Origin of the sequence: Halodesulfovibrio spirochaetisodalis, assembly GCF_001672295.1 — a bacterium.
Classification (GTDB): Bacteria; Desulfobacterota; Desulfovibrionia; order Desulfovibrionales; family Desulfovibrionaceae; genus Halodesulfovibrio; species Halodesulfovibrio spirochaetisodalis.
Genome location: NZ_JXMS01000007.1, coordinates 103,580 through 127,500 on the forward strand (window position 1 = coordinate 103,580; position 23,921 = coordinate 127,500).

General features: G+C 47.6%; 21 protein-coding genes and 2 rRNA genes (1 of these 23 cut by a window edge). 8 read left to right on the forward strand and 15 right to left on the reverse strand.

Annotation, left to right across the window (positions count from 1 at the left end):
• Positions 1–15: 15 nt before the first annotated feature.
• The 6 genes from trpD (at position 16) to SP90_RS05740 (ending at position 6,468) form a co-directional block, all read left to right on the forward strand.
• Positions 16–1,008, forward strand: a complete 993-nt coding sequence (gene trpD / locus SP90_RS05715) for an anthranilate phosphoribosyltransferase (protein WP_066853485.1) — start codon at positions 16–18, stop codon at positions 1,006–1,008.
• The gene (locus tag SP90_RS05720) at positions 1,001–1,762 is read left to right on the forward strand and encodes an indole-3-glycerol-phosphate synthase (protein WP_066853487.1); all 762 of its coding nucleotides are present in this window, start codon (positions 1,001–1,003) and stop codon (positions 1,760–1,762) included. The genes trpD and SP90_RS05720 overlap by 8 nt, the downstream gene beginning before the upstream one ends.
• Before the next feature lie 17 nt (positions 1,763–1,779).
• Positions 1,780–2,415 (forward strand): phosphoribosylanthranilate isomerase, encoded by a 636-nt coding sequence (locus SP90_RS05725; RefSeq protein ID WP_066853489.1) that lies wholly within the window; start codon positions 1,780–1,782, stop codon positions 2,413–2,415.
• Positions 2,416–2,460: 45 nt separating this feature from the next.
• Positions 2,461–3,636 carry a tryptophan synthase subunit beta gene (gene trpB, locus SP90_RS05730; RefSeq protein ID WP_066853492.1) on the forward strand — a complete coding sequence of 392 codons (1,176 nt, stop codon included), beginning with the start codon at positions 2,461–2,463 and terminating at the stop codon, positions 3,634–3,636.
• Between the two features lie 9 nt (positions 3,637–3,645).
• Positions 3,646–4,407, forward strand: a complete 762-nt coding sequence (gene trpA / locus SP90_RS05735) for a tryptophan synthase subunit alpha (RefSeq protein WP_066853494.1) — start codon at positions 3,646–3,648, stop codon at positions 4,405–4,407.
• Between the two features lie 336 nt (positions 4,408–4,743).
• Positions 4,744–6,468, forward strand: coding sequence for a methyl-accepting chemotaxis protein (locus tag SP90_RS05740; protein WP_066853496.1), 1,725 nt, complete (start codon positions 4,744–4,746; stop codon positions 6,466–6,468).
• A gap of 334 nt (positions 6,469–6,802) precedes the next feature.
• On the opposite strand, the gene SP90_RS05745 is transcribed toward SP90_RS05740, so the two are convergent.
• The 7 genes from SP90_RS05745 to SP90_RS05770 form a co-directional block, all read right to left on the reverse strand.
• Positions 6,803–7,606, reverse strand: coding sequence for an AraC family transcriptional regulator (locus SP90_RS05745; protein ID WP_066853497.1), 804 nt, complete (start codon positions 7,604–7,606; stop codon positions 6,803–6,805).
• Between the two features lie 59 nt (positions 7,607–7,665).
• The gene (locus SP90_RS05750) at positions 7,666–8,724 is read right to left on the reverse strand and encodes a threonine aldolase family protein (protein ID WP_066853499.1); all 1,059 of its coding nucleotides are present in this window, start codon (positions 8,722–8,724) and stop codon (positions 7,666–7,668) included.
• Between the two features lie 294 nt (positions 8,725–9,018).
• Complete coding sequence (locus SP90_RS05755) at positions 9,019–12,000, reverse strand: AIR synthase-related protein (RefSeq protein WP_066853501.1); 2,982 nt, start codon at positions 11,998–12,000, stop codon at positions 9,019–9,021.
• Positions 12,001–12,534: 534 nt separating this feature from the next.
• Entirely contained in the window at positions 12,535–13,503 is a 969-nt protein-coding gene (locus SP90_RS05760; RefSeq protein ID WP_066853503.1) for a polyprenyl synthetase family protein, read from the reverse strand.
• A gap of 93 nt (positions 13,504–13,596) precedes the next feature.
• Complete coding sequence (gene mqnB, locus SP90_RS05765; RefSeq protein ID WP_066853505.1) at positions 13,597–14,322, reverse strand: futalosine hydrolase; 726 nt, start codon at positions 14,320–14,322, stop codon at positions 13,597–13,599.
• Positions 14,319–14,468, reverse strand: a complete 150-nt coding sequence (locus SP90_RS16595) for a hypothetical protein (RefSeq protein ID WP_157471196.1) — start codon at positions 14,466–14,468, stop codon at positions 14,319–14,321. Before SP90_RS16595 ends, mqnB begins: the two co-directional genes overlap by 4 nt.
• An 80-nt stretch (positions 14,469–14,548) precedes the next feature.
• The gene (locus SP90_RS05770) at positions 14,549–15,862 is read right to left on the reverse strand and encodes a nucleotide sugar dehydrogenase (protein WP_066853506.1); all 1,314 of its coding nucleotides are present in this window, start codon (positions 15,860–15,862) and stop codon (positions 14,549–14,551) included.
• Between the two features lie 56 nt (positions 15,863–15,918).
• On the opposite strand from SP90_RS05770, the gene SP90_RS05775 reads away from it, so the two are divergent.
• Positions 15,919–16,116 carry a DUF2065 domain-containing protein gene (locus SP90_RS05775; RefSeq protein ID WP_066853541.1) on the forward strand — a complete coding sequence of 66 codons (198 nt, stop codon included), beginning with the start codon at positions 15,919–15,921 and terminating at the stop codon, positions 16,114–16,116.
• A gap of 84 nt (positions 16,117–16,200) precedes the next feature.
• Here SP90_RS05775 and ubiE read toward each other — a convergent pair whose 3' ends face one another.
• Positions 16,201–16,917, reverse strand: coding sequence for a bifunctional demethylmenaquinone methyltransferase/2-methoxy-6-polyprenyl-1,4-benzoquinol methylase UbiE (ubiE, locus tag SP90_RS05780; protein WP_066853508.1), 717 nt, complete (start codon positions 16,915–16,917; stop codon positions 16,201–16,203).
• 11 nt (positions 16,918–16,928) lie between these two features.
• A complete protein-coding gene (locus tag SP90_RS16700; RefSeq protein WP_020000242.1) occupies positions 16,929–17,093 on the reverse strand; it encodes a hypothetical protein in 165 nt (54 codons plus the stop codon).
• 334 nt (positions 17,094–17,427) lie between these two features.
• Between SP90_RS16700 and SP90_RS05790 the strand changes: the two genes are divergently transcribed.
• Positions 17,428–18,129 carry a DVU0298 family protein gene (locus SP90_RS05790; RefSeq protein WP_066853513.1) on the forward strand — a complete coding sequence of 234 codons (702 nt, stop codon included), beginning with the start codon at positions 17,428–17,430 and terminating at the stop codon, positions 18,127–18,129.
• A gap of 159 nt (positions 18,130–18,288) precedes the next feature.
• Here SP90_RS05790 and SP90_RS05795 read toward each other — a convergent pair whose 3' ends face one another.
• The 6 genes from SP90_RS05795 to SP90_RS05820 all read right to left on the reverse strand — a co-directional run.
• Positions 18,289–19,560: an L-cysteine desulfidase family protein gene (locus SP90_RS05795; RefSeq protein ID WP_066853515.1), complete on the reverse strand. Its 1,272-nt coding sequence runs from the start codon at positions 19,558–19,560 to the stop codon at positions 18,289–18,291.
• 37 nt (positions 19,561–19,597) lie between these two features.
• On the reverse strand, positions 19,598–20,773 hold the full coding sequence (locus SP90_RS05800) for a dicarboxylate/amino acid:cation symporter (protein WP_066853517.1): 1,176 nt from the start codon (positions 20,771–20,773) through the stop codon (positions 19,598–19,600).
• A gap of 137 nt (positions 20,774–20,910) precedes the next feature.
• Positions 20,911–21,285 carry a RidA family protein gene (locus SP90_RS05805; RefSeq protein WP_066853520.1) on the reverse strand — a complete coding sequence of 125 codons (375 nt, stop codon included), beginning with the start codon at positions 21,283–21,285 and terminating at the stop codon, positions 20,911–20,913.
• A gap of 120 nt (positions 21,286–21,405) precedes the next feature.
• The gene (locus SP90_RS05810) at positions 21,406–22,089 is read right to left on the reverse strand and encodes a helix-turn-helix transcriptional regulator (RefSeq protein WP_066853522.1); all 684 of its coding nucleotides are present in this window, start codon (positions 22,087–22,089) and stop codon (positions 21,406–21,408) included.
• A gap of 794 nt (positions 22,090–22,883) precedes the next feature.
• Positions 22,884–22,998, reverse strand: a 5S ribosomal RNA gene (gene rrf, locus SP90_RS05815).
• Between the two features lie 120 nt (positions 22,999–23,118).
• Positions 23,119–23,921: ribosomal RNA gene (locus SP90_RS05820) — 23S ribosomal RNA — on the reverse strand; it runs 2,133 nt beyond the window's last position.

Genomic DNA, 23,921 nt, shown 5'->3' on the forward strand with positions numbered 1-23,921 from the left:
AAAAGGAACAATTCAATGAATACAGTACATATTTTAGACCAGCTTGCGGATGGCAAACATCTGAGTGGAGACATGGCGCACTGCGTCTTTACTCAGCTTATGGACGGGAAAATGACCTCAGGACAGGCAGGCTCTTTATTGATGGGGCTTCGCCAGAAGGGTGAAACAGCTGAAGAGATTCATGCTGCTGTTCAGGTTTGCCTTGAGCGCGCGACACCTGTTGAGCCTATCAAAGGCGCTACTATTGATCTGGTGGGAACTGGCGGCGATGGAAAAAACTCCTTTAACTGCTCCACTGCTACTGCACTAACGCTGGCAGGTATGGGATACACTGTAACGAAGCATGGAAACCGCGCGGTTTCTTCCTCATGCGGCAGTGCTGATGCGGTTGAGGGATTAGGGCTGCCCCTGCGTATTGCACCCAAAGATGTTCCGGCAGAGCTGGCCAAGCGTAACTTCGCCTTTTTGTTTGCACCGGACTATCACCCTGCTTTTAAGCATGTGATGCCGGTACGCAAAGAGCTTGGTTACCGTACCCTGTTTAATTTGCTTGGCCCGCTGCTGAACCCTGCACGTCCGACACATATGCTGCTTGGTGTTGCCAAGACAGAGTATATGGAAATTATGGCAGAAGTACTCGCACAGGCAGGCGTTGAGCATGCTGCTGTGGTTTACGGTGCTGGTGGATATGATGAGCTGACCACCAATGGCATTGCAAAAGTTATTTATGTTGAGAACGGATCAATACGCCATGCGGAGCTTGATCCATCCGAGTTCGGCTTTGAGCCGTGTGCCGAAGAAGAACTGGCAGTACACGGTAAAGAGGAAGGACTGGCTGTTCTACGAGAACTGCTTGAAGGGAAAGGCCCTAAGGCAATGCTGGATATGCTGGCATTAAATACGGGCATGGCATTACACCTTATAACTAATGAACCACTTAAAACCTGTATGGAACGAGCAAGGGAAGCCGTTGCTGCAGGAGTCGGAAGGAAAGTCCTCCATGCTTAATAAGTTTCTCGCGGCAAAACATGCTGAAATTGCAAGACTTGTAAAACTCCAGAAAGAAGATGCGTTACCTGCTCCATACAAAGGGGAACGACTTCCTTTTGCTGCAGCATTACGTGCAAACAGACTGGCTTGCATTGCGGAATACAAACGTGCTTCTCCATCACGCGGTGATATCGCGCCACACCTTTCTCCTGAAGATGTGGCAGAACAATATGCAAAAGCGGGAGCAACAGCGCTTTCCGTGCTTACTGAAGAAAAATACTTTAAAGGTAAGCTTGAATATATTGAGCGTATGAAATTTGTGGGACTTCCGATGCTGCGCAAAGATTTTATCGTACATCCTTTGCAAGTAATTGAAACGGCTTCGACTCCTGCATCTGCTCAACTGCTCATTGCACGCATGTTTAATTCAGCAACAGAACTTGCTGAATTAATTGAACTTGGAAATTCATTTGGACTTGAAAGCGTTGTAGAGATCTTTGACCATTCGGATCTTGTGCTAGCCAGGCTTGCAAACGCTACAATAATTCAGGTAAACAATAGGAACCTGGATACACTGGAAACTGACCTTGCAATATGCGAGCGTATGATTCCTCACCGCAGAACTGCCGAAGTATGGATAGCGGCCAGCGGTATTTCGTCGTCCACGCAACGACGCCACGTTGAAGCGGCGGGATACGATGCGATGCTGGTCGGCACAGCTCTTATGCAGGGTGGAGACCCGCAAAAGGCGCTTAACCGGCTACTCGAATAACCTCAAGGAGAGCATTAATGGCGCACAAAGAATCCTTTGTGAAAGTATGTGGCATCACCTCACAGCAGGATGCTGATTTATGCATCGAACTGGGTGCAGATTTGCTCGGATTTATATTCGACGAAAACAGCCCCAGAGCTATGACAGTGGAACAAGTTAAAGCCATTGAGACAGAAAACGTCATGCGTGTAGGTGTTTTTACCCACCATACCGCAGACGAAGTGCGCCTGATAATGCAGCGTGCTAAACTGCACCTTGCTCAACTTCACGGGGATCAGGACACAGCGTTTGCTGCCAGAGTCGGCAAACAAAAAGTCATGAAAGTGTTCTGGCCTGCCCGTTACGACACACGGGAAGAACTTGAGGCAGAAATGAAAAAGTTTACGGACTGCTCCCGCTTTTTCCTGATGGATGCCGGCACATCCGGCGGCGGACACGGAAAAACGCAGGACTGGAGCTTCCTTAACGGATTGCGCGGCCACAAATCATGGTTTGTAGCCGGTGGAATAGGCCCTGATAACGTAAAAGAAGTGCTTCAAGGGTGCGCCCCCTGCGGCATTGATCTTAATTCAGGCGTAGAATCCGCACCGGGCAAAAAAGATCCGGTGAAACTGCGAATCGTTATGGAGGCACTGACCGCCCCCATTTTATAAGTCACGGCAGCCTTTGGCGTAAGGCTGCTGAAAGAGAGAATAACCATGTCCAAAGGATACTTCGGCGAGTTCGGTGGCCAATTTGTAGCGGAACTTCTTATTCCGCCCCTTAAAGAACTGGAAGACGCTTTAGAAAACATTGTTCCTTCTGAAGCGTTCCAGAAAGAATTTTCAGATTACCTCAAAAACTATGTAGGACGCGAAAGCCCACTGACGCATTGTCCTACACTTTCTACTGACCTTGGTTTTAATCTCTACCTCAAACGTGAAGATTTGAACCACACAGGCTCACACAAAATTAACAACGTGCTCGGACAGGCTCTGCTTGCAAAGCACATGGGCAAAAAAGCATTGCTTACAGAAACAGGCGCCGGAATGAACGGGGTTGCTACAGCAACTGCTGCCCGTGCGCTTGATATGGACTGCATTGTCTTTATGGGTGCTGTGGATGTTGAAAGGCAATCCCATAACGTGCGCCGCATGAAACTGCTTGGTGCTACTGTTGTGCCAGTTGAAGCAGGCTCCAAGACCCTTAAGGATGCCATTAACGAAGCACTTCGTTTCTGGATCAAAAAACAGGCAACACACCACTACTGTTTCGGTACTGCTGCCGGCCCGCATCCATTCCCGACACTGGTTCGTGAATTCCAGTCTGTGGTAGGCAAAGAAGCCCGTAAGCAAATTATTGAACGCACAGGCGCACTGCCTCATTCCGTTATTGCCTGCGTAGGCGGCGGTTCCAATGCCATCGGTATTTTCTCAGGCTTTGTGGATGACTGCTCTGTAAACCTGATCGGCGTAGAAGCTGCAGGCACAGGCGAAGAAGGCTGCACCAACTCTGCACCGCTTTGCCTTGGCACTGCCGGTATCCTGCATGGACAAAAGACCATGCTTCTACAGGATGCAGACGGACAGATCATGCCGTCTCATTCCATTGCTGGTGGTCTTGATTACCCGGGTGTCGGGCCTGAGCATGCACACCTGCACCATTGCGGCAGGGCTGAATATGTGAAGGTGAACGATATGCAAACACTGCATGCGTTCAAAGCGCTTACCCGTGCTGAAGGTATTATGCCTGCTCTGGAAAGCTCCCATGCTGTTGCGTATGTTCTTGAAAATAAGGACAAGTTCCCGAAAGGCTGCAATGTGATTGTAAACCTTTCCGGTCGCGGCGACAAAGACATGGACATTGTTGAACAATACACCGAGCTGTTTGATTAGGGGGCAGTCATGACATCACTTACAACACGTATTAACACAGCTGTGCAGGCAGGCCGCAAAGCAATTATCCCGTTTCTTACAGCCGGATTTCCCACAAAAAATGACTTTTTCACGCATTTGGAAGAACTTGATTCCAATGGTGCGGATATCATCGAAATCGGTGTCCCGTTTTCAGACCCTGCAGCTGACGGGCCCGTGGTTGAAGCTGCTTCTCTCAAAGCCTTGGAGCAGGGTGTAACCCTGCAATGGATTGTTGAAGAACTGACGAAACGCAAAGGGCAGTATCAGGCAGAACTGGTTCTCATGGGATACATTAACCCATTTTACCAGTACGGATTTGAAAAATTTGCAAAAGATGCTGCTGACGCCGGAGTCAGCGGATTGATTGTTCCTGACCTGCCTCTGGATGAGTCTGGCGAGTTCAAAAAAATTCTGAAGCAGCATGGAATTGCGCTTATCTCTCTCATTGGTTTGAACACTCCTAAAAAACGTATGCAGGAATACGCCGACAATGCAGAGGGCTATGTATACGTTGTCTCCTATATGGGAACAACCGGCGCAGCCGTTGCCTTTCCCCCTGAGCTGAAAAAAACGCTTACGGAAGCACGTGAAGTGTTTAATATCCCGCTGGCTCTTGGCTTCGGCATCAAAGAACCAAAGCAGCTCGAGCCGTTTGGAGATGCCATTGACGCGGTTGTCTTTGGCAGCGCACTCATCACGGACATTGAAGAAAAAGGAACAGCAGTACCATTTATGGAGCGCTGGAAATAACCTTTTCTTAACAAAGCATTACCGTAAAACTCCTTTAGGAAACTAAGGGAGTTTTTTTATTTACACTGCAAGAATAAATATGGACTGCTATTTTTCCTTATAATGAATTCAACTCTTGTGCCGATAGATACAAGTAAGAGAACCCATAATACGGAGGAGGACACTGCTTTCATCACATAGCATAATTTACCTACCAGTCTTTCACTCCATCCTACTCAATACAAAGATAGTACTTACCAACAAGCAGAACATGCATTCATGTTCTGTTGTTTACGATCTATTCTTATTGTTTTCACTGCTCACACGACGCTGCATCCTAACAGGGGGGGATCACGTATGAATTTGAAAGCACGTATGCTTTGGTCATTTATTTCTATTTTCATGGTTATTGTTGCCATGTTTTCGAGCACTTACTACGTCACAAGCCTACAAAAAAGTGACGGACTTGTTATCAACCTATCCGGCAGACAACGAATGCTCAGTCAAAAAATAGCAAAAGAGACCATGACACTCTCCTTTGCAAAAGACAGAGCCGCAGCTGAAACTGAATTACGTGCTTCGGAGGAAGTGTTCGACCTCACACTCAGAGCACTTATCAATTCAGGCTATGCACCGCTTACACTGAGTCCTACCGGAGTAACCGCGTATCTTCCTGAGGCTAAAGGAGATGTGCGCAAGCAGCTTCTTAATGTTGAAAGCATCTGGAAAGATTACAAAGCGCTTGTAGAAAAAGCCCGCAAAGGAAACGAGAGCGCTCTGCATTCCATCACAACACAAAGCATGATGGTGCTTAAAGCTATGAACAAAGCTGTAGGCATGCTGCAGCACGAAGCAGACCAGCGAGTTCAAATGCTGCTGATGCTGCAAACCGCCTTTATTATTTTAGGGGCAGCACTGCTCTACTTTGTTCTTCTGAACCTGCGAAAACACCTGTTTGCCCCGCTTGATGACCTGCGGGCATTCGCAAACAAGGTTTCCCAGGGTGATCTTCATGCATCGATTAATGCCACCTACCTGCTTGAGTTTGAAAAACTAAAAAATGATACAGTTTCGATGGTGACAAAGCTGAATGCGCTAATGAAGCAGGCGGAAGATGCCAGTGAAGAAGCCAGACACAGTGCATTACGCACTGAAGAAGCCCTTAAGGAAGCACAAACAAAAGAGCGCCGCATATCCCGCATTGTAGGAACCATCCGCACTGTTGCTGAAAAAGCAAAAGATATTTCTGCACATGTAGATGAGTCCATCAGCAATCTCAGCGTTCAGGTAGATACGGTGAACAACGGGGTTGATGTTCAGCGCGAGCGTATGATCGAAACCGCCACTGCCATGACGCAGATGAATTCCACGGTTGCAGAAGTAGCGCACAATGCTTCCAACGCTGCAGAATTAGCAAACAACTCAAAAGAGCATGCGGAAGAAGGGGCAACTGGCGTACGTCAGGCCGTGCATTCCATTGAGCTTATCCAGAAGAGCATTCTGGAATTGAAAGAATCCATGCTTGAGTTGGGCAGCCAGACGGACTCTATCTCAAAGGTTATGGAAGTCATTAACGACATTGCTGATCAGACAAACCTGTTGGCACTCAATGCCGCCATTGAAGCAGCACGAGCTGGCGAAGCAGGTAAAGGCTTTGCTGTAGTTGCGGATGAAGTGCGCAAACTTGCAGAAAAAACCATGCATGCCACCCGTGATGTGGGCGACGCAATCACCCTCATACAAACACAAGCTCATACTAATATTGAAGCGGTTGAAAGCGCCGCAGTAGAAATTACAGCATCAACAAAAGCTGCTGAAGCTGCCGGAACATCCATGGAGACAATTGTTTCCATGACATATGATACAGCACATCAGATTACGTCCATCGCCACAGCATCAGAAGAACAGGCTGCTGTTTCTGACCAGATTGAGCACGCGGTAAATACTGTTACCGGCATTGCCGAAGAAACAGCAGACGGCATGGCAAAGGCTTCGGGAGAGCTCACAGAGATTTCCTCACTCACAGCCAAGCTCGACAGCCTGCTGTCAGATATGCAGCAAGAAGCTGTCGTTTCAAACTAATAACTGCATACAAAAACCCCGTGCTGAAAACTTCAACACGGGGTTTTATTACATTTTATAACGACTGAATCAGACGGGACCAAGCCCCCTTTACGATTGCGGACAACAGCGCACCCTGCCAGATTATTACGGGCAGAAAAAAACACACCACGCCCTACAGCGCACGCACATTCCACGAAGCTCACTACCCTGCGGATGCTCCACATCATCTGATTGTCATCAATCTGAAAGAGGACTTAGCCCCTGAGTAGGGATGCAAGGGGTAGGGGCTTACGCATCACGCTGTGTGTCTTCCCATCAATATGAAAAACAGTGCAACCTACCCGAACGACCCTTAATATTTAGAAGGTGGGACACCATACGCTTTGCGAAATGCGTGCACAAAATGGCTCTGATCATAGAACCCGACGCTCGCAGCAACGCTTGAAACCCGCTCGCCCTTGCTCAGCAAAGCACATGCATATTCCAACCGCAGTTGTTTAAGCCAGTTGTACGGTGTAACCCCGACAGTTGATTTGAATCGGCGCAGGAACTGATAGCGGTTCAAATTACACAGGGCAGCAAGCTGCTCCAGCGTAATTTTTTCCGAAAGATTATCGTGGCAGTAATCGCGCACTTCTTTCCAGTGAGGGCGACCAAGGCGATTGTTCGAAGTATCAACGGACAATACATCCACATGCCCAAGCAGCTGCTTTATCAGTCCGAGCCATTGCTCTTCGACAAACATCGATGTGGCATCACCACGCTGCAGAACGGTATGCAGGGTATGCGCTCTGTGCCACAACGTTTTGTCATCAAGCACAGTGCTGCCGAACTCAATCCGGTGAGCAGAGTCCACGGCTTCCGCCATTTCTTCTGTAAGAATATTAGGAGGAATACGGAATGTTTTCAGGGTGTATTCACTATTTTCATAGCCGGAACCGTCATGCATTTCATCCGGAGACAGGACAGAGACCCGCCCAGGCCCAATGAGGGACGTTGTTCCGAATGCACTCTGCTTTTGCACTCCTTCCACCACCAGCCCTATATGATAGTCCAAGTGGAAGTGACGCTCAAAACTGAACGTGGAAAAGTGCCCGTCGCTTAGCACAAGCCCCGGTACATCCGGTGCACGAAAATAGTGAACAGTATCCTGCATAACGTCTGCCTACCTACCCGCAACACAGTGTCCCTGTCAAAACTCTATCGGCTCAGTCCTTACACAGCCTTTGCAAAGCTGGCAGCCTGATGCACTGCGGATAAAAAGTGTTGAATATCCTGCTCGGTTGTCGCAAATGAAGTCACAAAGCGCACTACGCCCGGTTCCCATCTGTCATGGTAAAAACTAAAGCCCTGCTCAAGCAGTCTGTCGATGCAGTACTGCGGCATATTACAGAAAATGATGTTTGCCTGCGGAGAGCCGATTATTGAAATTTGTGAGATTTTCTCCAGCCCGTTTTTCAGCATTGCCGCCATGGCGTTTGCCTGACGCGCATTCTTCAGCCAGAGATCATTTTCGAGATACCCCAGCATCTGGGCTGCCATAAAGCGCATCTTTGAGCCAAGCTGTCCTGATCTCTTTACACGGAATGCCATTTCGTGTGCGAGCGTTTTATCAAACACAATTATAGCCTCTGCGGACATAGTGCCGTTTTTCGTCGCCCCGAAGGACAGCATATCGACACCGCATCTCCATGTCATTTCCGCAGGAGAACATCCCAGTGCGACCAGAGCATTGGCAAAACGGGCACCGTCCATATGCATACGTAAACCGGAGTTTTTGGTGATAGCGCCTATTCTAAGAATTTCATCCACAGAGTAGATTGTGCCGGTTTCTGTCGCCTGCGTAAGGCTTACGCTTGCCGGTTGTGAGGAGTGCATATCCCCGACTCTGTGGCGTACGCCCCATTTCAGAGCTTCAGGATCAATCTTGGAATCTGCACCATCGAGTGTGAGTACGCGAGCGCCGGAGTTGAAAAATTCAGGAGCACCACATTCGTCATGGTTGATGTGGCCGTCATGATGACAAAGCACAGCACCCCACGGAGGAGTGAGTGCGCTAAGAGATAAGCAGTTAGCAGCAGTACCGGTTGTGACAAAAAAGACACTGACATCTTTCTCAAACACATCAGACAACATCTGCTCTGCCTGTTTTGAACATTCATCACGGCCGTACGGATCTGCCTGTCCGTTATTGCAGCGAGCCATAGCTTCTAAAACTTGCGGGGAAACACCTGCGATATTATCGCTGGTAAAGGCAGTATTATATGTAGACACGGGGGGTTGCTCCTCATGATTCCAAAATAAATGAAATTAGAACCTGAGTATGCAAAATACTCCTGTCTCTGCATTGTAAAATATTGCACTCTACCTGTACGTTAAAAAAACACCACTTATAAAACAATAAGTTACAGACACAGCACAAACTGAAGAATCAAAAAACAAGAAAAGCGGGTGAACTCCAGTTCACCCGCTTTTCTCACCAAAACCATCTGTGCGCAGCAAGTCCCGAATAATCTTGCCGCACCAGAACTCAAGCCTAAGCTATAGTGTTCCCATAAACGCTATTGCTTAAAACTTGAGTGTGCCCTTAAAGGACTGAGCAAGCGATTCGCAGTTGTCAGCAACCAGTACTGTTGCACCGGAAGCAATAACGAACTGTTCGTCGCCTGTAACTTCACCCAGACAGCCATAAGCCTGTCCGGCAAATATTTCTTCAAAAGCCTCTACTTTGTCTTCCGGTACGGAAACAACCAGACGGGAAGCAGATTCAGAGTACAGTACTTCTGTCGCATTCATTTCTTCTGTCACCGGAACAGCATCAAGATTGATGAGTGCACCGGTACGACCTGCAAGCGCCATTTCTGCGAGAGCAACTCCAAGGCCGCCATCAGAACAATCGTGACACGCATTGATAGCGCCTGCGCCAATGGCCTTATGAACAGCACGGTAGCGTGCCAGTGCAGATTCAGCATCCACTTTAGGGAATGCAGCAGCGCTGATGCCAAGCTCTTCAGCAACTTCAGAGCCAGCCAGTTCTCTGGCTGTTGCACCGAGAACATAAATCTTGTCGCCGTCCTGCTTAAAGTCAGATGTGGTTGTTTTATTCACATCTTTCACAACGCCCATGACTGAGAACAAAACAGTCGGCGGGATAGAAATCTTTACACCACCGCCGGTGTAGTCGTTCTTCATGGAGTCCTTACCGGAAATACACGGTACGCCGTACGCGGTACAGAAATCGGCAAGTGCCTTGTTAGCACGAACAAGCTGAGCAAGCTTGTAATGACCATCAGGAGTCTTTTCAGACTGCACAGGGTCACACCAGCAGAAGTTATCCACACCGGACATGAAGTCCACGTCACCACCAACAGCAACAGCGTTACGGACAGCTTCGTCAATTACGTTCGCCATCATCCAGTAACTGTCGTAATCGCTCAATGTCGGGTTAATACCGTGAGAAAGAACGATACCACTGTCAGAATCAAGGATAGGACGCACAACGCCAGCATCGGACGGGCCGTCACACTTAACACCGACCATCGGCTTGATTACGCTGCCGCCTTTAACCTCATGGTCATACTGGCGCACAACGTATTCTTTAGAGCAGATGTTCAGGCGTGCAAGCATGGATTTGAGCAAATTGCCCTGCTCAGCATCCGCCACAGTTACAGACTCATCCTTATGCTCAGGACGTTCCCAAACAGCTTTGAGCTGCATCTGCGGAACACCGTCGTGCAGGAAGTCCATGCTCAGGAATGCAACCGGCTTGTCACCATATGTCACATGGAAGTAGCCGCTGTCTGTGAATTCACCAAGCGCAGAGGCTTCAACATCCATGCGCTCAGCAAGCGCCATAAACTCTTCGAGCTTATCAGCAGGAACTGCAAGAGTCATACGCTCCTGTGCCTCAGAAAGAAGAATTTCCCAAGGACGCAGACCATCGTACTTTAACGGAGCTTTGGACAAGTCCAGACGACAGCCGTTGGTATCTTCTGCCATTTCGCCCACAGAAGAAGAAAGACCGCCTGCACCGTTATCAGTAATTGCGTTATACAGCCCTTTGTTACGCGCACGCATAATAAAGTCATATGCCTTACGCTGTGTAATCGGGTCACCAATCTGAACCGCTGTAGCCGGAGACTCTTCATGCAACTCTTCAGAAGAGAAGGTTGCACCGTGAATGCCGTCTTTACCGATTCGTCCGCCGACCATTACAATGGTGTCGCCTACCTTAGCAGCTTTCTCATAGCCCGGTTTGCCTGCAACAACTTTCGGAATCATACCCACGGTACCGCAGTATACAAGCGGTTTACCGAGGTAGCGTTCTTCAAAAACAATGGAGCCGTTAACGGTAGGGACACCTGATTTATTGCCACCGTGTTCAACACCTTCGCGAACGCCTTCAAGAACACGACGCGGGTGTAAAAGGCGCGGGGGAAGTTCTCCTTTATGGAACGGTGACGCAAAGCAAAATACGTTGGTGTTACATACAAGGTCAGCACCGATACCTGTTCCCATAGGGTCACGGTTTACGCCTACAATACCGGTAAGCGCTCCACCGTATGGATCAAGTGCGGATGGAGAGTTGTGTGTCTCCACCTTGATGCAAACATCATGGGTCTCGTTGAAGTCAATAACCCCTGCGTTATCCTTAAACACAGAGCGACAGAAATCTTCTTTGCCCTTATTTTCACGGATAGTTTTAGTGGAGCCCATGACATATGTTTTGTAGAGGCTGTCGATAACCTCATTCTCACCGGTTTCTGTGTCGGTGTAGTCGATCTTGGAAGCAAAAATTTTATGTTTGCAGTGCTCTGACCAAGTCTGCGCAAGTACTTCTACTTCAGCATCGCTTGGTTCTGCGCTTAATCCTGTTTTTACACGCTCTACAACCACATCAGGGTTTGCGTAGTAATCACGGATGGTATGCAGTTCTTCCAGAGACAGTGCCAGCGTATTCTCACGGGAAAATGCCATCAGTTCATCATCAGACATAGTAGAGAACGGCAGGTTGACGACTTCGTCATTAGCCTGACCGGAAACCCGTGCAGCAACAGCAGCAAAACCCGGCTCTTTTTGCCAGTCTGCTTTGCTTTTGTATTCAAAACGCTGAATCAGCTCGTTCGCCAGCACATCACGACCAATGGAGGCAATCGCATCTTCAGAAAAATCACCATAAATATGGTACTGGTCTGCAACATATACAGATACGCTTTCGCGATCTTCAAGTTCCAGTACAATAGCAATGGTTTCCCGCGCTGTGCGGCCTTCGTTATCTGTTACACCCGGACGGAACCCAACTTCGAGTACCCAGTCTGCCTGACTGGATACCGGAGAAAGCGCCGCGTCCTGAAGTACGGGATCATGCAGAGCTGCCTCACGCACAACTGTAGCAAGTTGCTCTTCTGTAAGACCGTCCACAGTAAACACCTTGACCTGACGAACTTCTTTCACGTCAAATCCGAGAGCTTCCCTGATCTTGTTAGCAGTTTTGATACCCTGAGTATCAACAACACCTTCTCTAAGACCAGCTTCAATGCGCCGCAGCATGTATTTTCTCCTGATGCTTGCTGAAATTAACGGTTAACGGCACCAAAGCCGAAACCGCCATATGAATAGAGTAAACACACCAACACAGTTTCTTCCGGCTGTGATGGCGGGGTATATACCCCATTTGAATCCAAAGCCAAGAACTGTCCACCTGAGACACCTCGGTACACTGCAAGACAGTTTCAATATTCTTTTAAGAGGATGCCTCCGGCGGCGCTTATCAGCGGGATGCCTCTGGCAGCTGGGCTGAAAACTTTAAAAAGTTTTCCCCCAGACCCCCTTTCAAACTTTTTATATGCGACGCGGTCTCTTATTTAAATCCCACTCGCGGCTATGCTTCACTACCGCTTCTACGAATAGAACATATTTTATGGAACGCTACTCTCATTCCCTGCAAAAATACTAATCGGGTCAAGGGGCGGAGCCCTTTGCCCCTCTGAGAGTCGTCGAAAACCCGCCAGAGGCATAGCCCTCTTTTCAACTATTCTATCACAAAGTAAAAAGCCGCAGGGTTTCCCCTACGGCTGTATTTTTTTATGCGCTACGTGATTTCACGTAATCCAGAGTTTGCAACAAGATTGTCCGCTCAGGACATACTGGCAACGTTTCCAGCGCTTGCTGCGCTTTATCAAGATACGAATTCGCAAGTTCACGGGTTGCGTCATCAAGTCCGAGAGTGCGAATCTGTTCTGCAACAGAGCACACTTCTTCTTCCGTGAATGTGCCTGCTTCGAACTTAGTTACAAAATCATCCCGTTCTGCACCGTTAAGAGTTTCAAGGTACATAAGCAACGGCGGTGTAAGCTTGCCTTCACGCAGGTCACCTGCAACGGGCTTACCTATCTCTTTTGTAGAAACAGCAAAATCCAGTGCGTCATCCACAATCTGGAATGCGATTCCGAGATTCATACCAAAGTCAGAAGCCGCAGCAATCTGCTCTTCTGTGCCACCTGCTTTGATTGCTCCCATGATACAGGATGCCTGAAGCAGAAATGCGGTCTTACCCTTAATAATGTTGATGTAGGTTTCCTGCGGATGATTTGTTGAATGAAGATATTCAATTTCTTCAATCTCACCGGTTGCAGTTTCTACAATAGCTTCTGCAATACACTGGGTAAGGCGTGCATCGTTATAGCGGGCAACCACAAGGTTTGCCTGCGCAAGAAGAACATCACCCGCAAGTACGGTTTTTGTATTCCCGAACTGGGTATGCGCCGCCGGTTTTCCGCGGCGTAATTCTGCATCATCAATAATGTCATCATGCAACAGTGTTGCTGAGTGAAGCAGCTCTACAGAACAGGCAAGCGGGTAAATATCGTCATCTGTATACCCGAGAGTTGCAGCAGTAAGCAGAGTAAGCAAAGGACGCAGCCTTTTTCCTCCGGCAGTAAGCACATGGGAAACAACCGGCTGAACTAATATATTAAGCTGTGCAGTCTCTGCAGCCAGAGTCGCATTAATTTTCGGTTGTTTTGACGTAAGGTACTCTAAGAGTTCTTGCATAGAAAAGCTTCCATCGAAAAAACGTGAATCCACATTTTAGAAGCCATTGTAAAAATAGTGCCGAGTCTGCCGACAATAGTTTTAAAATGCCTTCTAAACAAAAAGCTCTCTGGCGTGTCTGCCAAGAGCTTGAAGCGCATCGTCAAGCTTCCAGTGTTCGGGCTTACGCGACCCCACCAGATTAGAAACGGTGCGAAGTTCAAGAAAAGGTATTCCGGCTTGAAGACAAGCAAGCGCAAGGGAGAACCCTTCCATATTCTCAGTAAGCGGTGCATACCGCTCTGTGAGCATACGGGCACGTTCTTCTGTTCCGGTGACGCCGGATACTGTCATGCTTGCGCCTTTGAGTAAATCCTTAGGAGCAGATAATTTAAGCAAACGGAAGCCTTTTTCTGGTTCCAGCTCAATTCTATCCCAAACAGAATACTGTCCATCGACGCCGGTATACTCCAGCACAGGGAATTTAATACCACGAGGATCAATCCCTTCTGCTGTGTGCAGGCCGTATTCCGGCCATATTTCCGAATCAGCAGCAACAACGCTACCCAGCGGAGCTTGCTCTAAATCAAAACTTCCTGCAACCCCAAGGTTTACAACACCACAAACGCCCTTGTTCTCACCCAGAACTCTGCCAATGCTCAGCGCGGCATTTACAGGCCCTACTCCGGTAACAACAAGTAAACAGCGATGTCCGTTTACAGGGGATTCGCAACATTCTCCAGTAGTAGGCAGTTTACAGCCCACTCGTCCACGTCTGTTAAACCCCAGCAGAACAGCCTTCATTTCAGTTTGTGTTGCTGTGGCAATTACCAGTGTCATTTCATTTTTTCCAACGTAAAGTTAACAAGCGTCCCGCCCAGTGAACGTTCGTCCACTATGCTTGCGTCACGCAATCTCGCAATACGTTCAACACGTCTGCGATCTTCTTCTGTGGCAGCAACAATGAGCTGTGTTCCTTTTTCCATTTTTTTCAGAAGCGAACTCGCCTCGAAATACCCTGTTCAGCAATCTTTTCTGCAATCTACGCGCAAAGGTCCAGCCATCGTCACATTCTCCAAAGTTCTAGCCCTGCTGCCTCCATCACAGCAGGCTCGAAAAATCCTTTTACATCCAATACCAGTGTATTTCCGGCATCCCTGAACCACTTGAGTAACTGCTTTGGCTGAATAAAAGAATAGTCCTTGTGCGGTACTGCGACAATAACAGCATCCAATTGCTGGAAATCTTTAAGGTGGCTAAACGAAATTTCATATTCGCGAATAGCCTGTTCATTATCAGCAATGGGGTCGTGCACAAGCGCTTCTATGCCGAATTCTTTTAGTTCATTGATAATATCAATTACGCGAGTGTTGCGGATATCCGGAACATTTTCTTTATACGTAAACCCTAAAATACCAACCTTAGCTTCGCGGACACAGGCACCTTTCCGAATAAGTTCTTTAACGCAGGCTTCAGCGACAAACTTGCCCATGGAGTCGTTAATGCGTCTTCCGGCAAGAATAACCTGCGGGTGATATCCTAAAGATTCCGCTTTAAAAGTAAGGTAGTAAGGATCTACTCCAATGCAATGCCCGCCAACAAGACCGGGAGAAAACGGAAGAAAATTCCATTTGGTTCCGGCTGCTGCAAGCACCTCGCCAGTATCAATCCCTAATGAGTTAAAGATAATCGCCAGTTCATTCATCAAAGCAATATTCAAATCACGCTGTGTGTTTTCAATTACTTTGGCTGCTTCTGCAACCATAATAGAACTGGTAACGTGCACACCGGCTGTAATTATTTTTCCATACAGCCCTGCCAGCAATGCTGTTGTCATGTTGTCAGAACCGGCAACAATTTTAACGACATTCTCCAGGGTGTGCTCTTTATCGCCCGGATTGATACGCTCCGGCGAATATCCGACTGTAAAATCCTTGCCGAACCGCATACCGGATACATTTTCAAGCACAGGAACACACTTCTCTTCTGTGGCTCCAGGCCATACGGTTGATTCATAAACTATGACAGAATCTCGCTGCATGAAGGAAGCAACGGTTCTTGTAGCCATGAGCAACGGTACTAAATCCGGTGTATGGTGTGCATCAATCGGTGTCGGAACCGCTATTATGTGCACACCGGCTTTTTCTAACAGCCGCGGGTCAGCGGTAAAATACGCAGTACTGTTACTGAGAGCTTCTAAGGAGACTTCTCCGGTATGATCATTGCCGCGCCGCAGTTCCTCTATTCGCTGCGTGTGCTGATCGTACCCGATAACTGAAAAATGTTTCGCCAAGGAAATAGCAAGAGGTAAACCGACATACCCGAGGCCGACAACGGCAACAGAGACATCTCCAGACACAATCCGTTCAAAAGATACCATGTCTTCTCCTCGTTACCTGCTGGACTTAACCGCCTGTGTATGAAAAAACAGGCTCCATGCAGATCGATTGGAATTTACTATTTACAGCGCTGGGGCTTGCATTTGTTCTCGAAGGTCTTCCTTATGTCCTTTTTGCGGACAAGCTTCCAAAGTACTTACGTGAAATTGCAGAACGCGGACCGAACGCATTGCGTTACATGGGCTTAACTGCCATGTCTGCCGGTGTTCTGCTTGTATGGCTCATGCGCCATTAAGCGTCAGAGCGCACTGCCGTTCTTCAACAACGGAATATCCTGTTGCAACATTGTTGCCACAGGCTGTCCCGTGTGCGTTGAATTCTATTCGGCCTTTTTCTGTGCCACGTGCAAATACACAATGCCGGATGTCATCGGCTTGTAGTATACACGGTCAAACCCTGCATCCATCATCTCTTTGCTCAGTTCCGACGCAGTCGGAAACGCCATAATGGTGTCAGCAAGGTACTGATACGCTCCGGCATCCCCTGAAAAAATTTTTCCGATGAGAGGAAGAATCTTTTTCAGGTACAGGTTGTAAAAACCTTTCCATACTGGATGCTTACCGGTGCCAAACTCAAGAATACACAATCTCCCGCCAGGCACAAGAACTCTATTAAGTTCCTTAAACGCCTGTTCCCGCGGGATAATATTGCGGATACCGAAAGATATTGTTGCGCAATCTACACTGTTATCCGGTAACGGTAAGGTTCTTCCGTCAGCATGCACAGGAAAAATTCGTTTATTGCGCCCCTTGGTCAGCTTCTTACGACCGGTTGTCAGCATCGGGCGGCAGTAATCCAAAGCTGCCACTTTGGTCTGCGGATGCTGCTTCACAATCTCAAGAGAAACATCCATTGTGCCTGCGGCAAGGTCGAGCATCACACCGGTTTTTCCCGGTACTGTTGCTCTTACCAGCTGCTGACGCCAATAAAAATCCATTCCGCCGCTAAGCAGATGATTTAAAAAGTCATACCAACGAGCAATACGACTAAACATGCCGGAAACTTCACGGGCATGTTCATTTGATGAACATTGCATGTATTACAAGCCTATTCTTCAGTTTCAGTTTCATCTTCACATACAGTAGAAGAAACAACTTCAAATACCGCAGGAAACACTTCACTTATATTAGAAGGTGAAACGCGGCCTGTCTCAATAAACTTTACCACAATTTCTTTCGTAACCTGTATTGCTTCTTTTTTTGCCTTATCCATATTCCACCTCTGGGCACTGCCTGCCATTGCAAGCAGCGTATTCATGATGAAAAACCCCCGCCCGTGGGGGAATGGTTTCAACCTACATAGATAAAAACCGGGCGGGGTTAAAAGAAAGAAACCTATTAAGCCACTCCCTTTTTCTCAACATGCCGTATATCACTAACATTTTCGAGAGTCGAGCATGCACTGGTGCAGTTATCCTGTTTTTCCACTGCAAATTCTATATCTTAATAAGAGGCTTTCTGCGTCAGAAAACCATAACGTCCATAAAAAGCTTGACTTCTTATCAGGAAAGATTACTGTTAAGTTAAGAATAGATTCGGAGGCACTTATGGCAAGATTTCGTGCGTTAAAAACAGAACTGCGTTCCTTGCTGGAACAACCGGATTGGGAAAACTCTCTTGAATATATTACCAGCATGCCCGCCACACAAACAATTGGGCCGCTCATGTCCTTTTTCCTCTTCGGGGGAGAAATGAAATGGCGGGCAATTACAGCCTTCGGGCTTGTCATGGGAAAACTTGCAAAAGAAGATACTGAGCAGGCACGCATCATCATGCGCAGATTGCTCTGGCATATGAATGAAGAGTCCGGGAACATAGGCTGGGGAATTGCGGAAGCTATGTCTGAAGCAATGCTCAACAGCAAAATTCTGGCCAATGAATATAACCGAATGTTGCACTCGTACGTTCGGGAAACAACAGACGACGACAACTACCTGGATCATCCTCCGCTTCGCAGAGGCGTGTATTGGGGGCTTGGCAGGATGGCGAAGAAATACCCTGACCTCATGCTTCCTTCCACCCGTGCATTATCATGGGGACTACAAGATGAAGACGGTGAGGGACGCGGCTTAGCTGCATGGGCGCTTGGTTTTCTCGGTACCGAAGCAAACGTTCCAGCCTTGAAAACCCTGCTCGACGACAACACCGATGTCGAGCTGTTTGATGACCGCACGGTATGTTGCTCCAACGTTGCGCAGCTGGCGCAAAAAGCTATCAACCGTATTGAACAGCGCAGGATGGATGCCTAGCAGCACCATATCCCTCGCATGCCAACGTATGCATATAGGCAACAAAACAAAAGCCAAACTCGACCGGTGGTAACCAGTGCGAGTTTGGCTTTTTTCATTTAGCAGATGTATCAATCTACAGAGCGAAGCTTCACCTTCGCTTGCAGATGCTGTCGTCAATTATTTGCTGACCATAATATCAAGAATAATTTTATCTGTTTCCATCATCCCAGCCGTACCTAGACGACCAAGATTCTGAATGCAAACTTCGATATCATCGTCCACGATACCCTCGTTACCGGATACACTTACGCCCTTCATTGCAAGCAATGCAGAACTGATGGCAGCTTCTACGCATGATGCAACCTTCAAAGCACATGACGTTTTTGCACCGTCGCAGATCATACCGGCAACAGAACCCACCATATTTTTAATGGTACGTTCAATCCCTTCGTATGTTCCACCCAGAAGCATCACAATACCGCATCCTGAACCGGTAGCTGCCAGAATAGCACCACAAAGAGCCGACAAGCGTCCTAAGTGGTGTTTGAGATGAATGGATGTAAGATGGCTCATAATAAGCGCACGGCACATCTCTTCCTCTGTCTTCTCCAGTCTACGAGCAAAAGCAAGCACAGGAATGGTGGCAGTAATCCCCTGATTACCGCTGCCGGAATTACTCATAACCGGCTGCATAATACCGTCCATACGCGCATCAGACGCGGCAGCAGCGAGTCTTGTAGCAAAGGAGGTAATATCATCAGACCGCAACCCAAGTGCAATATCCTGATCCATTGAACGCCCGACTTTCAAGCCGAACTCATGCTCTAACCCTTCAAGGGCAATGGCTTCGTTAAGTCGTGCTGCTTCGAGGATAAACGCAATCCGTTCAAATGGAACATCCATGGCAAAATCATAAATTTTTGCCATGGTAAGCGGCCAGTCATCGGATTGTGCATCTTCAGATTCAAGCTGCTGACTGAACAGGATATCGTTGTCTTTGGTTACTTCTGTAATCAACGTATGCTGTTGTTGAATAGTACACGTAGCAACATGGTCACCGTGAAACGCACTGACCTGCGCAAACAGCAGCTCTTCAGTATCTGCAAGCTCAACCGTAATCTTACCGTCAGCCAGCATACGTTTGCCTTCGGCAACACTGGCTTCTGTAAGGTCACGGAGCACTTCCAATTTCAAAGAAGATGTTCCGCCCAATGCACCCACAGCAGCGGCAATACCAAGACCGGACATGCCGGTTCCAGGAACGCCGACGCCCATTCCATTTTTCAACAGATTGCCACTCACCTGCACCAAAATACGGTCAGGCTTTGCTCCCAGTTCTTCCACAGCCCGTGCAGCAGCAAGGGAGACTGTGACCGGCTCGGTACAACCCAAAGCCGGTACAACTTCGCGGTTTAATATCGCGATAAATTCATTCCATTCTTTTTTCATGAGATAACATCTCTACGTCGGGCATATGCCCGACCGTTTACTTTTTCTCTTTGTTAAAAATCCCTTCAAGCATCAGTGCCAACGCACCGTCACCTGTTACGTTACACGCGGTTCCAAAGCTGTCCTGCAAAGCAAAAATAGCAAGAAGCAAGGCAACACCTGCAGGATCAAACTGAAGTACGCCCACAACAATACCGAGGGAAGCCATTACGGTACCACCCGGTACACCCGGTGCACCAACTGCAAAAATACCGAACAGAGCAATGAACAACGCCATGGTGCCAACAGAAGGCAGTGTTCCGTAGAGCATCATAGAAATGGTCATAGCAAAGAAGGTTTCGGTAAGAACTGACCCACAGAGGTGAACAGTAGCACCGAGCGGAATCATAAATTCAACAACACTGTGTGAAAGCACTTTTGACCGTGATGCACATTCTAAAGAAACAGGCAGGGTCGCAGCACTGGACATTGTACCTACAGCAGTAAGGTATGCAGGAGGGTAATGGCGAAGAACCTCAAGTGGGTTACGTTTAGAGATAATGCCAGCAATTGTGTACAGAACAGTCAACCAGATGATGTGACCGGCAATAACAATCAGTACAACTTTTAAAAATACAGGAAGCTGTTTAGTAAGCGTGCCTTCGTATGCAAGGCCTGCAAAGGTAGTTGCAATAAAGAATGGAAGAATCGGAATAACGACTCGAGTAACCACATGCATCATGATTTTTTCAAAATCACTAAAAATACGCTCAAATGTCTGAGCCTTTGTCCACACTGTGGCAAGACCGAACAGTAAGGCGGTAATCAGCGCAGTCATAACAGACATCACCGGCGGAATGTTCAACTGAAAAAGTACTTCCGGCAGTTCATGCAGCGCATCAACTTCAGTTGCAATAGAAAGGTGAGGGATAATGATATATCCGGCAACCGCAGCCATTGTCGCAGCACCTGCAGCAGACAGGTAGGCAAAGCTTACACCGGTAAAAAGCATGGAGCTTGCGTTTTGACCAAGACGCACAATCGCTGGAGCAATGAACGCAATAATTACAAGAGGTACAGTGTAGAAGATAAACTGCCCGAGAACATACTTCAGGCTGACAACCACTTCCATCACGCCGGTACCAGCAGTAAGACCAACAGCAACACCAGCAGCAATACCGAGTAAGAGCTGTAAAATTAGTCCGAACTCACCAAATCGCTTAAAAAACGACATAACTACTCCTTCTTGCAAACATGAGATAATGGGGATTGTTGCAGCAGATCACAGGTCAGAATATTGTGGGGCAATATTCCGCAGCAGTCCCGAACCCACCGCATATCAGTAAATACTTGCTTTAAAATCAGCCCAAATTATTTCCAGGCCATTGCCTCAATTTCAACAAACACGTCTTTGGGCAAGCGAGCCACCTCTACACAGCTTCGCGCAGGGAACGGTTCTGAAAAGTATGATGCATACACTTCATTTATTGCAGCAAAGTTTTCCAGATCACTTACAAAGACCGTAGTCTTCATAACATTTTTCATGGAAGATCCAGCTTCTTCCAGAGTCTTCCTCACATTTTCCAGTGAAACACGAGCCTGTTCAGCAGCAGTGGCAGGTATTTGACCAGTTTCAGCATCAATAGGAAGCTGACCTGAGGTGAACACAAGATTACCGAACTCTGCCCCGTGGGAATATGGTCCCACAGCTTCCGGCACGTACTTGCTGTTAATAGCCTTATGCATTGAATTCTCCTTAAAAAATAAACAAATAAGCCATAGCAAAATATTGCTATGGCTTATTTGTTATTGAGAATTTTTTATCGAGTCAATTTTTTTTTATCAACATCATAATTTTTTATCACACTATAACTTATTTAAGTACCTGTATATTGTCGCCTCAGATGCAACCAACACCTCTGCAACAAGGGCAACTGAGCCTTTCAGCAAAAAGACTCCACGATCATGCAATGTACGCATTATTTCCATTTTCTCTGCAGTCGTCATTCGTTCTGGAGAAACTGCTGCCTGCTGCACCACATTGCGAATAATACCTTCAGTAAGCTCTTCAATATTATCGGTAAATGTCTCAACAGTTGCACTGGATATTCTACTTTCATCGCTAGGCAAACTAAATGACCCGCCAAATCCCGCTGACTGAATGAATCGACTCAGCAGCTCTCTGGCCTGTACGATATCCGAGACTTCCAAATTCAAGCAAAGCATCCCCGCCAAAGAACCGTCGTCTTCCCTGATAAAATACGTAGCTGAATGCAACGGGGAACCTGAACTGGATTGTGCTCTATAGCCCATCACCCAGTCAGTTTCCTTGTATTTTTCTGTCATAACAAACTGCAGCGCCAAGTCTGTTAACGGCGCACCCACAGCCCGACCAGAAATATGTCCATTTTCAATGGCTAAGACCGACTTTTCCTTTTCAACAGCATCGTGCAAGACGACCTCGCACTTCTCTCCTAAAAAGACACCAAGAAATTTTACCAACGGTATGTACTGCTCAATCTTTGATCGCGAATCAGACTCGTGAGGCAATAGAATATCCTCTCTCTAATAATTTATTCTTAAAAAAACCTATCGAGCAGTTACGAAAATGTCAATTACGTCAAAAATGGGAGTAGGTTGGAAAATTATTACATAGCCCCACAAAGATCAGTCTCTAAACAGGACATATAAGATAGCCACAAAAGCTTTATTAGCTTCCATGAGAGAGTCTGGAACAATCAGAAACGAGATCTCTTCATAACCACATCACAAACAATCCCCCACAGCAAATAAGGCCATCTACCTCCTTTTCCCAACCTCGCATTGAAGTCATTATTCTCGGCATTGTTTTTCGTGCCTGACAACATGCGTGGGACTCATTACGACCCACCGTGAATATTCCGAGAATAGTGACGCAAAGAGGACGGATGGCATTACGAGTCAAAGCGCTCGGGGAATGGAAAGGGGCGCTAGCGCTTGAGCGCCCCGTCCCCCGCGGAGCGTGGTGAGGGGAAGCTTGGGACTTGGTGCCACTCAAAGAAACGGGATGGGATAGGCAAGGGGTATATTTATTTAATGAAGCTTTGATCTAGCGAATGTATTTCAGTGAAGGGAAAAAGAGGAAGAAGAAGAAGAAGAAGAAGAAAAAAAAAGGCCAATTCACTCTGTTTTGACTCGGCTACTTTTTGATTGCATAGATTAGTTTGACCGTCGGCGTACCGCCTAGGATCAAACACTCGTGCCCTTGGCACTCATTCTCGCCTGTGGGAAAGCAGGTCGCTAAAGAAAAGCTGTACATACAAAAAAAGACCGCGTTTCGTTTGAAACGCGGTCTTCAAAATAAATCTTGGCAGCGACCTACTTTCCCACAGGCTCCCCTGCAGTATCATCGGCGATGGTCGGCTTAACTTCCGAGTTCGGAATGGGATCGGGTGTACCCCAGCCTCCGTGGCCACCAAGAAAAATATGGCGGGTCAGTCAGTTCTTTGGAAAGGCGAGCAGTATTTACCCTGCTGCCACGTCAAAGGGCTAACCCTGAAATATTAATCTAATAGGGAGGAAAAGAATGATTTTGTGTAGAAAAATAAGGCTCACGGACTATTAGTACTGGTTAGCTGAAGGCATCGCTGCCCTTACACACCCAGCCTATCAACCTGGTGGTCTACCAGGGTCCTTTAGCTCATAAATGAGAGGGAGATCTTATCTTAAGTGAGGCTTCCCGCTTAGATGCTTTCAGCGGTTATCCCTTCCGAACGTAGCTACTCAGCTATGCCGTTGGCACGACAACTGACCCACCAGAGGTTCGTTCACCCCGGTCCTCTCGTACTAGGGGCAAGTCCTTTCAAATCTCCTACGCCCACAGCAGATAGGGACCAAACTGTCTCACGACGTTTTAAACCCAGCTCGCGTACCACTTTAAACGGCGAACAGCCGTACCCTTGGGACCTGCTTCAGCCCCAGGATGTGATGAGCCGACATCGAGGTGCCAAACCGCGCCGTCGATGTGAACTCTTGGGCGCGATCAGCCTGTTATCCCCGGCGTACCTTTTATCCAATGAGCGATGGCCCTTCCATGCGGAACCACCGGATCACTAACACCAACTTTCGTTCCTGCTCGAGATGTCTCTCTTGCAGTCAAGCTCGCTTATGCGTTTGCACTCAACGACTGGTTTCCAATCAGTCTGAGCGAACCTTTGTATGCCTCCGTTACTCTTTAGGAGGCGACCGCCCCAGTCAAACTACCCACCAGACACTGTTTCCTAACCGGATAACGGTAGAGGATTAGAGCCTTAGACTAGCAAGGGTGGTATTTCAAGGTTGGCTCCACAAACACTGGCGTGCCTGCTTCAAAGCCTCCCACCTATCCTACACATGCTAGCCCA